The sequence below is a fragment of the Thainema salinarum CENA647 genome, assembly GCF_057732415.1.
On the sequence record NZ_JBYJZJ010000022.1, the window covers coordinates 3638814 to 3655704 of the forward strand.

Consider the following 16891-nt stretch of genomic DNA (forward strand, 5'->3'; position numbering starts at 1 on the left):
GTTTGGTAGAGAGAGTTCATGTCAGTAGGGAAAGGGAGCACGGATGAAAACAGTTCTCATCGTTGAGGATGATCTAATCAATGCCCGCGTCTTTTCTAAGATTTTGACGAAACGGGGCGGAATGAACGTTAAGCATACCGAAAACGTTGACGAGGTGATGACGATCGCCGAAAGCGGCACAGTAGACATCATCTTGATGGATGTGTCGCTGTCCCACAGTATGTACGAGGGCAAGCCCGTAGATGGGATTAAGATCACCCAGATTTTGAAGGCAAATCCCAAGACGGCGAACCTGCCCGTCATTCTGGTTACAGCTCACGCGATGGAAGGCGATCGCGAAAATTTCCTTAGCCAGAGCGGCGCGGATGGCTATATTTCCAAGCCCGTAGTGGATCATCAAGAGTTTGTCGATCAAATTACGGCGTTGCTACCGGACTAGTTTGATGAGCGAGTTGTAACCCTGAATCAGGATAGTACACTTGTATCATAATCTCGTGGGTTTGGGGAAATTGTTGGGCCAATTTCTCACCAGCCAATTTCTCGCAAGCCGACGATGTGCTTGAGAATACGTCCAGAACAAGATGCTAAACCGGGTTACAGCTAACGTGCTCGCTACGCTAAATCGTGACGGGGGATTCCACATAAATTGTGGGATCCTGAATTGTAAATTCAATCCCATACTCCAACAGCTGCTTAGAAATGTTGTCGTTGGCCAGTTCGAGCAGACGCTTTCTCAGCTGGATTGAATTTTCACTAGAACCCAAAATGAAGAACGTAACTCGCACCCGCTGCATGGCCTGACCGTTGTGAGATGTGAACGAAATGCTGGTGCTGCCGGGGTCGATGCCAAACAGCGAATTGGTGCTGCGGGTAATTACCTGCTTGACCAGCGCCGCGTCCTGTTCCGTCAGCGATCGCAAAAAATCTAGATAGAGCATCACCATCACCTTTTTAGCCCGCGTGACGTTTTCAATTTCCACGTTGACTAGGATGGAGTTGGGCAGCACCATCAGTGTGCTTTTGGCAGCCGTGCGAATTTTAGTCGATCGCAAACCAATCGACTCGACTCGACCCAGTTGCCCATCGCCCAGCCGAATATATTCACCGGGCACAAAAGGCCGATCCAAGTACAGCACAATCGTACTGAGCAACTGCTCCAAAATTTTCTGAGCCGCAAATGCGATCGCAAGTCCACCGATTCCTAAACTGGCGATCAGGCCGACTAGATTAAAGTTTTGGCTTTGGGCAAAAGCCAGCACAGCAAACAGACCAATAATGACGTTCGCTAGGGTTTCAAACACCAGCAGCAGCTCGTCCACCTCTCGGCCCCAGCGCCGCAGTAGCTCAATCCCATAAATGCGAATGATTTGCCGGAAGAGGCGAGAGGCCAACCAGGCTACGCTAACAATGACAGCCAAATCGAGAAACGGCTGAAAAAAGTCATACAGGCTGCTGAAGCTATTCTCAATCCAGACCATTGAGAGCGAAATGAAGATGAAGGTGCCCGCCCAGCGAAATGGCCCTTTGACCGGATCGATCAGGTTGTCATAAATTTCACCCACCTTATTAGGTGCGACCCGATGGATGATCAGCTTGACAATACCGGGCGTATAGCGACCGAGCAGCAGCGAGAGCGCAATGAAAACTGCGAAGATGAGAGCGCTATAAATTCCCGATGGCGCTTCACCCCCGGTGAGCCTCGGTAGGTTGAGCTGTAGAACGTCATTGAGGTCAGAAAGCATAACTGGAAGAGTTGTGAGAATAAAAGGCTGAAACTGTATCTTGCACCCAACTAGAAAATCGGCCAAACTCTATGCAGAGTAGCGACAAAACTCTATTCAAAACCCATGATTAGTGTGTATAAACCGTTTGCAGCACAAACGGTTTATACACACTAATTGGCAGATCAAATTGTGATTGGCGAATCAACGTAAATCGTTGGCTCGTCAATATCGAAGACGATGCCATATTCTTTCAGCCGCTGGGTAATTTTCTGGTTAGCAATATCCAAGAGCTGCCGCCGCAGTTCCATCGAGACTTCGCCAGAACCCAGTATGAAAAAAGTGATTTGAGCTTGGCTGCGCTTGCCTTGCTCCACTTCGCGGAATGTAACATCGGTACTGCGAGAGTCAATCCCGAAGATATCACCCGTACTTTCCAGAATTACCTGCCGAATCAGCGCCGCCTCTTCACTGGGAATAATTCGATAGAAGTTGAGATAGATAATCGACATCACCTTCTTGGCACCCGTGAAGTTTTCAATCGTGGCCTCACTCAGAGCGCTGTTAGGCACGATCACCAGCGTTCCTTTGCCGGAGGTTCGAATCTTCGTGGATCGTAAACCAATCGACTCCACTCGGCCAAATGTGCCATCGGGCAGCCCCACATAGTCATCCACTACGAAGGGGCGATCCACGTAGATCACTACGCCGCCCAGTAGCTGCTCCAGCGTTTTCTGGGCTGCAAATGCGATCGCAAGTCCACCGATCCCCAAACTGGCAAACAGGCCAAAGATATTAAAATCATGCGTCTCAGCAAATAGGGAAATCGTGATCACTGCGATCGCAAAATTCGCTACATACTTGCCCACGACCAGCAATTCACTATTGACCTTGCGCCCCCTGCGCACGGCAGCATCCAGCAGATACACGTCAAAGTACTGCCTAAACAGCCGCGACCCCAGCCAGCCAATGGCCAGCGTTAGCAATAGACTAAACGCAACTTCTGTCCAGCGTCCCCAGCGGGTTCGACTCAAGATCAGAATCACGATATCCCCAATCGTCAGGCTAATCACCCAGCCAATCAGTTGGTTATGGGGACTAAAGACTTTATCGTAAACCTCTCGCATCCCCGGACTCGCAAAGCGATTAATCAAAAACTGAAGCAGCCGGGGAATAAACTGGCTAATCAGCAGCGTCACTAAAATGGCCGTGCTGATCACCAAGACAAACCGTAGCTCCGGATTAATTTGGGATGCGATCGGCAGTGATTCAATCGCTTTACCGACTTTCTCAACCGTATCAGCCGCCGCCTGCACAGCCGGATCGCTACTCTCAGGAGGTATCGTCGGCGCAGCATTAGGAGGTGCGTTCGGTGTAGCTGAGGCCGCCTCCGTCGCCTGTGCCAAATTCGGTGTCAAATAGTAAACCAGTGAATTAATCATGGGCTTGTAATCAAAATCAGCCGTCAAGTCAACAGATACCGTGATTTTAACCACACACACTTGAGGTGGCGAATCAGCGATCTGGTCGCGGTCATCATTTCCCCGCTCCAGGCCCCAATCCAGCCGCGCCACAAGTTTAATTGTTGTGACGATTTTCCGGATTGCGGTAACGGCTATTGTGACGGCTCAAGACTGATCGCTACAATGCGTTGAGCATGGGCTCGTGTCTAATCCAAGCCAGGATGTTAAGAACTGAGTCGGTATCGTCAATTACCCTCTCATTTCAGGGCATACAAAGGCTGAATTCGTTTCATCAATCTGCAAAGATACATTAACCAGGCGTAACAGCAATAGCTTTAAACCCTGCGAAACCGTGCAAACCTAACCTTCCACACAAAGCCGTTCATTCTATTCACTGGCAGTTTTCAAAAGATAACGACAGAAATTAACGACAGAAAATTTCGTTTCACTGGCGAAATTAGACATGATGTAAGGTCTGAGTAGAAGCAACTTAACCCAGAACAAACTGTTCTCCTCTCCGTGGCACAATCTGCCATTCTGCTGCGAGACGATATATGACCTCCTCCCACACTTCTGAATCTGAGCCAGCTCCAGCTAAAGGTTTACCGCTACGGTTTATCCTGATCGTGCCGTTTTTAGTTCAGGTATTTCTAGCCGTTGGTTTGACAGGTTATTTATCGATACGGAATGGCCGCCAAGCTGTTAATGATGTAGCAACTCAATTGCGGCAGGAAGTCGCCACCCGTATTCATCAAAAGCTGGATGATTATTTAGCAGATCCCCACCTTGTCAATCGCCTCAACCGTGATGCAGTCAGTCTCGGTTATTTAGATCCAACGGATTTAGAAGCATTAAATCGTCAGTTTTTCTATCAGGCCAAACTCTTTCCAACAGTTGAATCCATATTTTGGGGCAGCGAAACCGAACAATTTATCGGTACATCAAGCTTCAATGACTATGAGTATCAGCGGATGGAAGCTGGTGCCCATCTGGGCGGCGGCATTCGTTTTTATGCCGTTGATCAGCAGGGAAATCCAACCGAACTCCTGAGTGAAACGCCCAACTTCCCCATTCGCGATCGCCCTTGGTATAGCGCTGCAGTCAAAGCTGGAAAACCGACCTGGGGTGAGGTTTTCACCTATCACGCTTACCCCATTATGGCCATCCCGGCCAGTGTGCCAGTGTACGACGAAGCCAACAACTTAATTGGGGTATTTGGCAGCAATTTTTTTCTCGAACAAATCAGTGATTTTCTAAAACAAACTGAGATTGGCCAGTCTGGTCAAACATTTATCATCGAGCGATCCGGTTTGCTAGTGGCAAGCTCAACATTAGCCCAGCCGTTTCTGATTGAAAATGGCCGTGCGCAGCGCATAAATGTTTTTGAATCGAATGATCCACTCATTCGCGAGATAGCTACATTTTTGCGGAGCGAGTATCAGGATCTCAACCACATTTACTCTCTCCAGCAGTTAACCGTTGAGCTAAATGGTGAGCGGCAATTTTTACAAATTGACTCCTATCGTGACCCGTGGGGATTGGACTGGTTAGTAGTGGTGATCGTGCCCGAATCAGATTTTATGGAGCAGATCATCGCCAATCGAAACCGCACTGTTTTGCTCTGTTTGCTAGCGCTGGTCGTTTCAGCCGGTGCCGGTATTTTTACCTCGCGCTGCATTGTCCAATCGCTCACCCGTCTCACTCAAGCCGCAGATGCGATCGCAGATGGCAAACTGCAGCCACAGCTCCGATCCTCCCGCATTCGCGAGTTTCAATCTCTGACCCAGTCGTTTCAGCGCATGGCTCAGCAGATCCAAACGTCTCTGGCGCTATTAGAGAGCCGAGTAGCCGAACGCACCGCCAGTCTAGCCCAAACCAATCAACAGCTCCAGCAGAGTGAACAGCGCTATCGCGCCATCATCGAAGACCAGACGGAGCTTATTTGTCGCTATCAGCTAGACGGCACGATTACATTTGTCAATCAGGCCTACTGTCGCTATTTCAACAAAACAGAAGCCGACCTGGTGGGGCAAACATTCTTACCGCTGATTCCCACCGAAGATATCCCTGCCGTGCAGGAAATCATTCACTCACTGTCTGCCCAAAATCCCTACGTCGTTTGCGAACATCGCGTCATTCGACCAGACGGCAGCATCCGCTGGCAGCAGTGGCACGACCGCGTCATCCTAGATGACGCAGGGCAAGTCGTGGAATATCAGGGAGTGGGACGGGATATCACAGCCCAGAAGCAGGCAGAAGCCCAGCTGCTGGAAAAGTCAAACACGGATCAGGCAATGGCTCAGATTGTCGATCGGATGCGCCGCAGCCTCAAAGTTGACACCATTCTGCAAGATACAACAACCGCCGTCCGTCAGGTCTTTAAGTGCGATCGCGCGGCCATTTATCAGTTCAACCCCGACTGGAGCGGCATATTTGTGGCCGAATCCGTCGATCCGGCTTATCCCTGCCTAGTCGGTAATGGCATTCAAACCATCTGGTCTGATCGACATTTGCAAACGACACAGGGCGGCTGTTTTCAAAAAGGCGATATCCATCAGGCCAACGATACCCGATTTGAGATTGGCCCAAACTGCTATCGCCGAATGCTAGAGCAGTTTGACATTCGCGCCTACATTATTGCGCCCGTTTTTCAGCAAAATCGGCTTTGGGGACTCCTAGCCGTTTATCAGCATCAGCAACCCCGCACCTGGACTACCGAAGAAGGCCGCCTGATCACTCACGTGGGAAAACAGTTGGGCATTGCGCTCCATCAAGCCGACTTGCTGATTCAGGTGCAGCAAAAGTCGGAAGAACTGCAGCGAGCCTCAGAAGCCGCCGAAGCCGAAATTCGTCGCCAGCTCCAGAAACAGGCCGCCACAGCCAACGCCGTAGATGCCGTGGTCGATCGGACGCGGGCATTCCTCGATGTCGATACCATTTTCAGCACCGTCACCTATGAGGCCCGCAAGCTGCTCAATGTGGACTGCGTGGCCATTTACCAGTTCAAATCAGACGAAACGGGGGAGTTTGTCGCCGAATCCATCGCCCCCAATCGTCGATCCCTGATCGCGCGGCAGAGCCAAGATCCCACCCTAAAACTCAACATCGGCGATCGCAAAATTATTCAGCTCATCCACAATTCAAAACCCTATTTCTCTCGCCCCCATGCCGGATTTAGTCAGGCCCAGTCTCCAGCAGCTTCTGACCCATCTCCAGATTTTGCAGAATTGGATGAATTAGATGAATTGAATAAATTGGATGAAACAGCCAGCGAAATTGAGCATCTCAACCAAGCTTTAGCCCAGGTCGAGCAAAAGTTTTCGCCTCCCATCGTCGATGCCGATGTCGCTGACATCCCTGATATCGATGTGGATCATCATATTCATGCGGATCGATTACTGCGATCGCAGTTTGCCCCAGTCGATGACGAAAATGAGGAAAATAAAGATAAAAAACGTGATCTGTCCCAGCCTGATTACTCCGATTACTGGGTCAAAGATGCCTATTTTTCCCAATCCGCTACCGTAACTGCTCAAATTGAAAGCTTTGTGGCCGACGATGTCTACAACCGACAGTTTTCCGACTGCTATCTGCAAGCACTGGAAGAATATCAAATTCGGGCCTATATCATTGCCCCCATCTTCCAAGGCACTCATCTGTGGGGCATGTTGACCGCCTATCAGCAAACCGAGCCGCGTCAGTGGGAACCCTGGGAAGTCAAAGCCATGATCCGTCTGGGTAAACAACTCGGCATTGCTCTACGTCAAGCCGAATACGTGCGGGAAATTCGAGAAAAGTCACGCCAGGTGATTCAAGCTCTGCAAGCTGAGGCCGTGATGCGACAGGCCAGAGACGCTGCCGACGCTTCCAATCGAGCCAAAAGTGAGTTCCTATCTCACATGAGTCACGAACTGCGGACACCGCTGAACGCCATTTTAGGGTTTACCCAGCTCATGCAGCGCGAAGCCAATTTGCCGGATAGCCAACGAGAATACCTCAACACCATTAACCAAAGCGGTGAACATTTGCTGACCCTGATCAACGACATCTTAGACATGTCCAAAATTGAGGCGGGTCGTTTGTTTCTGCATGACGTTCAGTTTGATCTGCACGATTTGCTGCTCTCAATTCAAAACATGCTCCAGGCCAAAGCTGCCGCGAAAGATTTGGCTTTTAAGGTAGAGCTAGCCCCCGATTTACCGCAATTTGTCATTGGCGATGAGGGGAAACTGCGGCAAATTTTGATTAATCTACTGGGCAACGCTATCAAATTTACCACCCGCGGCTCGGTGACGCTGCGCGTCCAGCTAGATTACACCTATCCTGAACCAGCCGATTATCAAGCTGCCATAGCCGATCAGGCTCAATCGAGTCGGGCACATGCCAATCAAAACACTGAATTCAATGCAGCCTATAATACTAAGCTTGCCGCCAAAAGGAGTAATATCACTGACGGCACCGTTTGGTTTTACTTTGCCATTCAGGATACAGGCCCCGGCATTCCGCCCGAAGAGGTGGATCTACTGTTTAAACCGTTTATGCAAACCGCGATTGGCCGCAGCTCCCATGTTGGGACTGGCTTGGGCCTCACGATTAGCCAGAAGTTTGCCCAGATATTTGGTGGAGATATCCGGCTAGAGTCCACGTCTACAGCAGGTTCAACTTTTGCCGTGCGGCTACCGCTGCTGCGATCGCAAACCACCGTCCTACCCACCTCCTATTCCTATCGCTGCCCAGTAGCACTCGCTCCAGGGCAGGCACCCTGCCGCATCTTAGTAGTAGATGACCATGACCAAAGCCGCCAGTTGATGGTGACGTTACTGACGAAAGTGGGCTTTCAGGTCGAGGAAGCAACCAATGGCCAAGAAGCGATTGAACAGTGGTATCGCTGGCGGCCCCACTTAATCTGGATGGATATGCGCATGCCCGTAATGTCCGGCGATCAAGCAGCGGCAGCCATTAAATCGCAGATTGATGGACAGGCAACCATCATCATCGCGTTGACCGCTAGCGCCTTTGAAGAGGAGAGATCCAATATTCTGGCGGCGGGCTGTGATGATTTTGTCCGCAAACCGTTCCAAGACTGGCTGGTTTTTGAGAAGATGGCTGAATACCTAGGTGTGCAGTATGAATATGCGCCTGAGACGGAGGCAGTTGTTGCGCTCTCTCATCCGCAGCCGTCACCCGGTTCGTTTGATACCCAATGCTTTGCCCAACAGTCCACTGAGTGGCTGACCGCTGTTCATCAGGCTGCAACCAGTGCTGATGGTGAGCAAATTCAGCAGCTAGTCTGTGCGATCGCAGAGGATCAGCCGGAGCTTGCAGCTTATCTAAACTTGCTGGTTCAAAACTTCGAATTTGAGGCCATCATAGAACTGAGCGGGGGATATCTAGATCATGACTGATTTCTCAGTGAATGATGAGTCCACAAGAGCCGACATTTTGATTGTGGACGATACGCCAGCCAATCTTCGGTTTCTCGCATCGACACTCAGCCAGCAAGGGTACAAAGTCCGCTGCGTCACCAATGGTCGCATGGCGCTGACAGCGGCGCAAACGACCCCACCGGATTTAGTGCTGCTCGATATCCGCATGCCGGATTTGAGCGGCTACGAAGTTTGCGAACAGCTTAAGGCCAATCCAGCCACTCAGTCTATCCCAGTAATTTTTCTCAGCGCCCTCAATGAAGCGTTCGATAAAGTAACAGCGTTCAAATCCGGCGGCGCTGACTACATCAGCAAGCCCTTTCAACTGGAAGAAATCCTGATTCGGATTCAGCATCAGCTCCAGCTCAAGCGAGCCATTGAACAGTTCCAGCAGCTCAATTTAGAACTAGAAGATCGCGTCCGCCAGCGCACTCAAGAATTACAGCAGGCCAACGCCGCCCTACAAGCGGCAAATGCGGCCTTACATGAAAGCGAATCCCGGTTTCGCGACATGGCCAACAGTGCGCCCATGCTGCTGTGGCTGACCAATGCGGCGGGGGAATCTATCTTTTTTAATCAGCGCTGGCTAGAGTTTACCGGACGGACACTGGCGCAGGAGCTCAACGGTCATCGGCTAGAGAAAGTTCATCCTGAGGATCGTCAAACCTGCCATTCTGCTTATCAGCAAGCGATGCAAAATCGAGAGGATTTTGTGAGTGAATATCGGCTGCTGCACATCAACGGTGACTACCGCTGGATCTTGGATACGGGCAAGCCCCGCTACTCACAGCAGGGGGAGTTCATTGGCTACATTGGCTCCTGCCTAGACATTAGCGATCGCAAACAGGTGGAGCAGGAACTCAAAATTCGCGAGCGGCAGTTTCGCCAGATTTTTGAGCTGGCTCCAGCGGGCATGTCGATTTTAGATTTGCGCGGTCGCTTTCTCAACGTCAACCAGGCTCTGTGTAACTTGCTGGGCTATACCAAAGCAGAGCTTTTGCAAACCACCTGGCTGGATGTCACCCATCCCGACGATTTGCCCAGCAATCTCAATCTGATTCAAAAAATTGTGTCGGGCGACCTGCCTCACGCCCAGCTCGAAAAGCGCTATCTCAACAAAATTGGCGAAACGCTCTATGCCGTCGTCAGCATCGCACCGCTGCAAAATAGCCAGGACGAACTGCATCAGCTAGCCGTGCAGGTGATTGATATTACCGAACGCAAGCGAGCAGAGGAACAGTTAACCCACGATGCCATCCACGACGGTTTAACCGGGCTAGCCAATCGGGCTTTTTTCATGAATCAGCTCCAGATGGCGCTGAAAATGTCAGAGCGACATAGTGGGTATGAATTCGCTATCTTGTTCGTCGATGTCGATCGATTTAAGCGGATCAATGACAGCTTGGGGCATGTGGTGGGCGATCAGCTACTGGTTGCGATCGCAAATGTCCTCACCCGCTGCACCAAACCAACGGATACAGTGGCACGGCTGGGGGGCGATGAGTTTGCCATTCTGCTAGAAGATATTCACGACATTCACGATGCCATCCGAGTGGCACAGCGCATCCAGGATGATTTAGTCCCCCCGTTCAGACTGGCGGGTCACGATGTTGTGACAACTGCCAGCATCGGCATTGTCCTCAGTGCTGCCGATTACCAGCACGGCACCGAACTATTGCGGGATGCCGATATTGCCATGTACCGTGCCAAAGATAATGGCCGCAACTGCTACGAAGTCTTTGATAAAGTGATGCATGCCCGCGCCGTGCAGATGCTCAGGCTAGAGGCCAATCTCCAGCGCGCCATCGATCAGCAGGAATTTGTCACGCACTACCAGCCCATCGTGTCGCTGACCACCGGGCAACTGACTGGGTTTGAAGCGCTGATTCGCTGGCAATCGCCTGAAGGCGTGATTCCGCCGAATCAGTTTATCCCAATGGCCGAAGATAACGGCATGATTGTGCCCATCGGTGAATGGATTCTCCAGTCCGCTTGTCAGCAGCTGCGGGTCTGGCAACAGGAGTTTCCCCACGTAGCGGATTTACAAATAAGCGTCAACTTAGCCAGTCGCCAACTGGCGGAGGAAAGCCTCATCACCCAAATCGACCAAATTCTGCAATCGACCGGATTAACCGGGGCTTGCCTCAAGCTCGAACTAACCGAACGGATGCTGATGGAGAACTCAACCGTGGTGGTGTCTCGGCTCGAAAAACTGAAGCAGCGCGACATTCAGCTCAGCATCGACGACTTTGGCACCGGCTTTTCCTCCCTCAGCTATCTGCACCAGTTTCCGATCGATACACTCAAGATTGATCGCTCCTTTGTCCAACAAATGGATGTCACAACCAGTCAATCGGGCATTGTACAGGCCATCGTCAACCTAGCGCATGCGCTGGGCATGGATGCGATCGCAGAAGGGATTGAAAGCCAGCAGCAGGTGCAGACGCTCCAGACTCTTGGTTGTGAATACGGTCAGGGCTACCTCTTTTCTCGTCCTCTGCCAGCCGAGCAGGTGCGATCGCTGCTAGCGAATCAGTCCACCTGGAGCCTGTAAGGATTGCTTCACCATGTCAGCTCCCTGGACGATATTCCATGCCCGCATTCATCAAACGCTGCGATCGCGCCAGCTCCTCTCCAGAGGACAGCAGCTTGTGATCGCCGTATCCGGTGGTCAAGATTCCCTCTGTCTCGCCCAACTGCTGATTGATGTGCAGCCTAAGTGGAGTTGGTCATTAGCCATCGCCCACTGTGACCACCGCTGGCGGCCTGATTCAACAGCCAATGCAGCGCATGTGCAGCAGTTGGCCGCACAGTGGCAGTTGCCGTATTACCAACGGGTCGCCCATGCCCCCTTGCCGAGTGAAGCCGCCGCGCGACAGTGGCGCTATCAAATGCTGGATGAAATTGCAGCCGAATTGAATGCTCCAGTCATCGTCACGGGCCACACGGCCACAGATCGGGCCGAAACCCTGCTCTATAACCTGATGCGGGGCAGTGGCATGGATGGATTGAGCGCCCTCACCTGGAAGCGACCGCTGGATTGGGTCAACTCGCAGGACTCATCGCGCTGGTTAGTCCGTCCGCTGCTGGAAATCACGCGCCAGGAAACCGCTCAGTTCTGCCGCGATCGCAACTTGCCCATCTGGCACGACACCACCAACCAAGACACCCGCTACACCCGCAACCGAATTCGGCTGGATCTCTTGCCTGAACTGGCCGCTCAGTTCAATCCTCAAATCGAAACCACTCTGGCCCAAACGGCAGAACTACTGCGGGCAGACGTAAATTATCTGGAAGCGCAGGCATTCGAACTCTGGCAACAGGCCCAAAATCCAGCGACCTCACCAGCACATCCGGCTGAACTGACCCTGTATCGTCTCCCATATTGCCCCCTGTATCGGCCAGTGTTACAAGATGCCCCCTTAGCCCTGCAGCGGCGGGTAATGCGTCGCTTTTTACAGCAGATCATGACAACCGCTCCCACCTTTGCTCATGTCGAAAAAGCCGTAGCGCTAATCCAGGCACCGAATCGTAGCTGCACCGATCCATTTCCGGGAGGTGCGATCGCAACTGTCCAGCAAGACTGGATTGTGATCCAGTCAGTTCAGTGATTTTTCGCAGTAAAATAAAATCCTGGTCTAACGCAACACCTCTGGGCGTTGTAGCCTATGATTAATCTCATAAATCAGACGATATCAGCGGAATAATGTTGTGTTAGGGTTATGGAGTGAAAGTTTGCTTTCGGGTTTAAGCCTGATCCGTACAATGACATTCGATTTTCATTCGATTTCACTGACTAGGGCATTTCCGGAACAATTCACAACAAAACGCTTAATTTCTGGAGATGTACATCAGTCATGTCTATCTACGTCGGTAATATTTCCTATAGTGCAACCCAGGAGGATATTACAGAAGTTTTTGCAGAATATGGCTCCGTCAGCCGGGTAACACTACCCACTGATCGCGAAACAGGCCGCCCACGGGGATTTGCCTTCGTTGAAATGAGCAGTGAAGCTGAAGAAGATGCCGCAATTGAAGCTCTGGACGGAGCAGAATGGATGGGGCGCGACCTGAAAGTAAACAAAGCCCGTCCTCGTCAACCGAAATCTACGAATGGTGGTGGCGGCGGTCGCTGGAATCAGCGCTACTAAGCCCAACGTTAAATCACCTATATATATAACTGTCGTTCGATGATAATCATCTAAAGTTATCTAATCCAGTAACAGTTTAACGAGTCATAAAAAGGCGGCTTCTAGAAGCCGCCTTTTTATGATTGAGACCAATTGCTTGTGTCCAACAAGTTGGCAAAAGGCAAAATCTTAAAGAGAATCCGAATCCTTTTCCTTCTCCAGAATCGACACAAACTGGCGAATCAGGCCAATCGTCACGCCCGGTAGCTCAAGCTGAGGCGTAAAGCCAACATCATCAAGCTGATAGAAAATCTTCACAGCGCTGGGATTCATCTCGGCCAGCGTTTTGCCCACTTTCGGCCCCGTATATTGAGAAGACTGGCCCCAAATCAGCGCAGTCGGAACCTGTAGTTGCTGAATGTACTGGGTCAAGTCAAAACACAGATCACCCCGCACAAACGACAGCGCCGCATATTCCGCATTCGGCTGCTGGGCTGACTGCAAATAGGCTTCTACTATCTCTGGATAAACGCGATCGCGGTTGGCAAACTGGCGCTGCTCAAGAAAGCTGCGAATCCCAAAGCTGGTGGCCACCCCTGTACTGTAGAGCAATCGGTCAATCACAGGCGTAGCGGCAATTTTAGTGAAAAAATTCTCCCGATAGTCATTGCCGAACTCAGACAGACCTGCCGCTGTGGTCAAAATCATTAGTTGAAACAGCTCTGGTCGCTGAATCGCCGCCCGAATCATAAACGCAGCAGTCAAAGCCGAAGCAATTACCTTCGTTGGACGGTCGTTAATCCGCTCCATAAACTCCAGAATGACATTGATATAGTCCTCTGGCGTATAGTTGCGTTCCGGATGAGCGGAGCGCCCCCAACCAATCAGATCGGGCGCAACAACGTGATAGTCCGAGGCAAATGCTGGATAAACTTTTGACCATTCATAGGCGGATGAACCACCACCGAATCCGTGGAAAAACACGAGCGTTTCCTTATTACTAATCTCTCTGCGATCCCACGGGGCCTCTTCATTGGTGTAATACACCATTTGCCCCAGGCTTGTGAGCACAGAACGCTGTACAAATCCGGCAGGAATAAACATAACTCAATCTATGTGATCAAACGTTTTCAACCGCTTCGTCCACTGTGCCACAGCCTGCCCAGATTTTCATGAATCTGAAGGAGCAGTTTAATCTTCCGGACAGCTAAATTGTTTTCTGTAGATTGCTTTAGCGAGCATCCGGTGAGTACATGACTGGTCAGGAAAAATCTGCAACTCTGTTGGCGCAACTGCGAGCCATCATTCAGGCTTCCACCGTCGGCACAAGTGCTGACGATGCATACCTGCTGCCCAATCCAGCCCCCAATCAACCTTTACAGCAAAACACGGTACCGCGACTTGATGGCCTGCCGACTGCAGCGGTCTATCAGTTGGGTGCGATCGCAAGTATTTCAGCCCTCTCAGTTGCAACCGGCCACTGGCTCCAGCCTGAGTCAATCCCGTTGGTTAACATCCCAACGGATACAGATACAGACCCACCGGGATCAACCCATCCAGATCTAGCCCAGCCCGACCAGCTCTACTCTACTCAAACAGTAGCCGCCCCAGAGAATCTGCCCACTGCTTCCCATCCAGTAACCAATCCAGCAATCGCAGGCGTTACTGAACCATTGCGTCCAGCCGTCCCCGCGCCCGTAGCCCCATCGCCCCAACAGCAGCAATTAGCGACACTCCAAGCACAAACGCCAGTGCTTCAGCAGCAGTTAGCCAGCCTACAAAATGAGTTGCGATCGCTCCAGCAGCAGCATGGCCTGACCAACATTGCAATTGACGTGCAGCGGTTTGCCGTCCGGCTAGATAACTTGGCAACTCAGCAATCGACGCTCCACGAAAAACTAGCTCTGGTTCAGCAGCAACAGGCAGAACTGCTTCAACAGATAAATATTTCCAGCCACAGTCAAATTGGCCCACGGATTTTGAACAATAACGCTCGCTATCGGGCACTGCTAGACAAGCTGAACGCCATTGATCAGCAGTTGATCAATACCGCCAGTCAAGTGACACCAGATACAGCCCAACTTCAGACGCTCCAGCAGCAGTATCAAGCTCACTATACTCAGCTCAACCAAGAAGCTGTGCGATCGCTACAGCTCTATGCCAAGTCCTCGGGCAGTACCGCAGCTCAGCAACCGATCTATGTGTCAGCAGAAATGATTCGAGAATCGGCCTACCTGAGCAATCTGCAACAAGCAATTGAACTTGCGCATCGGATACAGGTTTTGCAGATGCGACAGCAAAATATTGCAACTGCGGCCCCACAAATCCATCAGCGCCAGCAGCAGATGATCGCGCTGATGCAAGACTATGACTCACTCACGCAGCAAATTAAAACAACCTCTGTGCAGTTAGATCAGAACCTCAACCAAATCGCCATGCTGGAAACAACCGCTCCAGTTAATGCCGACTCCTCTTTGGAACTAGCAAAGCAATAGCATTGACAACCCAAAATTGAGCAAAACGCTCTCAACCTCTTAAAGACACAAAACTGTGCAGAGGATCTCAGTGCTTTTGCCATACAGCACTCTCAAATAGCTAATAGACCTTATCGGAAATTGTTTTGTAGCGCGGCGGAGCCGCGCTACAAAACAATTTCCAACCCCAAAAACTTTATTTCCAATAAAGTCTAATGAACTAAATTGATTATGAACAGGTCGCCCCAGCGGGGCAGCCTGTTCATAATCAATCAAAGATGGCTGTACCAAGATCCTCTATACCCACCATTAACGCCGCCAAAGCCGTCGCCACCAGTTATCTGGCGAGGGTTCGGCCACTGTCGGTTGTTTTGCACGAATGTCGCTGATATTCCAGCCGGTGAGCCGTGCTAACGTCTGTGTTTCTCGCTCAAACCGCTCCGGCAACGATGCCTTATACTGCTGACCCGCTGGACAATCTGCTTCACCTGTGAATGGATGGCGCAGCACATAGCGACCCTGGAACCAGTCCTGATTTGAGGTTTCCTGGAAGGCTAAGTCTTCGGGAAACTTGTCGCGGGTATAGCGGACATGCAGTCGCGTGATAAACACATTGCTGCCGCCAAACGGGTTCGCATTCTCGCCTAGCCAAAAGACACCCGCCTTACGTAACTCTTCCGGCGACAGCGGATCGGCGGAACAGGGGTCACAGTTGGCCATATTCCAGGCATATTCCAGAAACGCAACGTTTCTGCCCTCGCGCTGATAGGAGGTTTGGAACATCGCTTTGTAAAAATCAGCAAACTCATTCTTCACGAAAACCGGAATTTCCTCATCCGACGGCACCTTCACCGTACGGTAGTTGGTCAATTCCACCTGACCCCGCGGCGACATCAGGTACACCACCAAATCCTGCTCACCCTCAGCGTTCATCATGCCCAACCGAATCGGCAGCATGAAGCGGGGTGATTCATAGGCGATCTGAATCGGGCGCAGTTTCTGGAAGCCAGACTGATCAAACTCTTCCAGATTCACCCTCGCGACAAAGAATTTCAATCCCTGACGAATATAAGGCTGCAAAAGCTGGCTTGCCCCATCGGGAATCCGGTAGTCGTTTTGCTGGAGCCAAGTTTCCAATCCGTCCGACTCCGTAGCGCTCAAAATCACGATGTCATATTCGCCGACAGAAAAGGCCGACTCAACCGTTACGCCCAATGCTTCATTAGACCTAGCCCCGCGCTGCATCACAGGAGCACTAGCTGTTGGCATAGCTGCATCCATTTCGTACATCATTTGTGGCGCACAGGGATCGGAGTCAAAATACTCCACCAGTCGAGGCGCACTAAAGTCGTCCAGTCGCTGGATAATGCTGGCCTCGCCGACATTGACCTGCTCCTCCTCCAGCACCACTGGCACTGGCACCACAAGCGCAAAATCCTGCACATCGCCCCGATAGTCATTGGCCATCGTCAACACCGTGCGCTGACCATCCCGCGCGATCGCAACTTGGGATGCCTGGTTATACAAACTCGTATCGGCCTTTGACACATAAAACCCGCAGAACGCTTGAGCTGCAGGCGCAATGATCAAAACTGCGATCGCAACTATACACAGCGAAATCAAAACGCGAATAGATTTCATAGTTCAATTCCTCCTAATCAGTGAGATCGTTGGCGC

At 51.2% G+C, this 16891-nt stretch carries 10 protein-coding genes; 6 read left to right on the top strand and 4 right to left on the bottom strand.

What is annotated here, in order from left to right; all coding sequences use genetic code 11:
• Positions 1–43 precede the first annotated feature (43 nt).
• A complete protein-coding gene (locus AC286M_RS22705; protein WP_488206556.1) occupies positions 44–439 on the top strand; it encodes a response regulator in 396 nt (131 codons plus the stop codon).
• Positions 440–617: 178 nt separating this feature from the next.
• On the opposite strand, the gene AC286M_RS22710 is transcribed toward AC286M_RS22705, so the two are convergent.
• The gene (locus AC286M_RS22710) at positions 618–1742 is read right to left on the bottom strand and encodes a mechanosensitive ion channel family protein (RefSeq protein ID WP_488206557.1); all 1125 of its coding nucleotides are present in this window, start codon (positions 1740–1742) and stop codon (positions 618–620) included.
• Between the two features lie 164 nt (positions 1743–1906).
• Positions 1907–3295, bottom strand: a complete 1389-nt coding sequence (locus AC286M_RS22715; protein WP_488206558.1) for a mechanosensitive ion channel family protein — start codon at positions 3293–3295, stop codon at positions 1907–1909.
• A 443-nt stretch (positions 3296–3738) separates the two neighbouring features.
• Between AC286M_RS22715 and AC286M_RS22720 the strand changes: the two genes are divergently transcribed.
• From AC286M_RS22720 to rbp, 4 genes are all read left to right on the top strand, one after another.
• Positions 3739–8589, top strand: coding sequence for a GAF domain-containing protein (locus tag AC286M_RS22720; RefSeq protein WP_488206559.1), 4851 nt, complete (start codon positions 3739–3741; stop codon positions 8587–8589).
• Positions 8582–11164, top strand: a complete 2583-nt coding sequence (locus AC286M_RS22725; RefSeq protein WP_488206560.1) for an EAL domain-containing protein — start codon at positions 8582–8584, stop codon at positions 11162–11164. Before AC286M_RS22720 ends, AC286M_RS22725 begins: the two co-directional genes overlap by 8 nt.
• 13 nt (positions 11165–11177) lie before the next feature.
• Positions 11178–12221 (top strand): tRNA lysidine(34) synthetase TilS, encoded by a 1044-nt coding sequence (tilS, locus tag AC286M_RS22730; protein ID WP_488206561.1) that lies wholly within the window; start codon positions 11178–11180, stop codon positions 12219–12221.
• Positions 12222–12467: 246 nt separating this feature from the next.
• Positions 12468–12761: an RNA-binding regulator gene (gene rbp, locus AC286M_RS22735; protein WP_488206562.1), complete on the top strand. Its 294-nt coding sequence runs from the start codon at positions 12468–12470 to the stop codon at positions 12759–12761.
• A gap of 168 nt (positions 12762–12929) precedes the next feature.
• Here rbp and AC286M_RS22740 read toward each other — a convergent pair whose 3' ends face one another.
• Entirely contained in the window at positions 12930–13844 is a 915-nt protein-coding gene (locus AC286M_RS22740) for an alpha/beta fold hydrolase (protein ID WP_488206563.1), read from the bottom strand.
• Between the two features lie 149 nt (positions 13845–13993).
• Here AC286M_RS22740 and AC286M_RS22745 point away from each other — a divergent pair, with 149 nt between their 5' ends.
• Positions 13994–15235: a GumC domain-containing protein gene (locus AC286M_RS22745; protein WP_488206564.1), complete on the top strand. Its 1242-nt coding sequence runs from the start codon at positions 13994–13996 to the stop codon at positions 15233–15235.
• A gap of 288 nt (positions 15236–15523) precedes the next feature.
• Here the strand turns inward: AC286M_RS22745 and AC286M_RS22750 are convergent, their stop codons facing one another.
• Entirely contained in the window at positions 15524–16855 is a 1332-nt protein-coding gene (locus AC286M_RS22750) for a DUF2330 domain-containing protein (RefSeq protein WP_488206565.1), read from the bottom strand.
• Positions 16856–16891 lie beyond the last annotated feature (36 nt).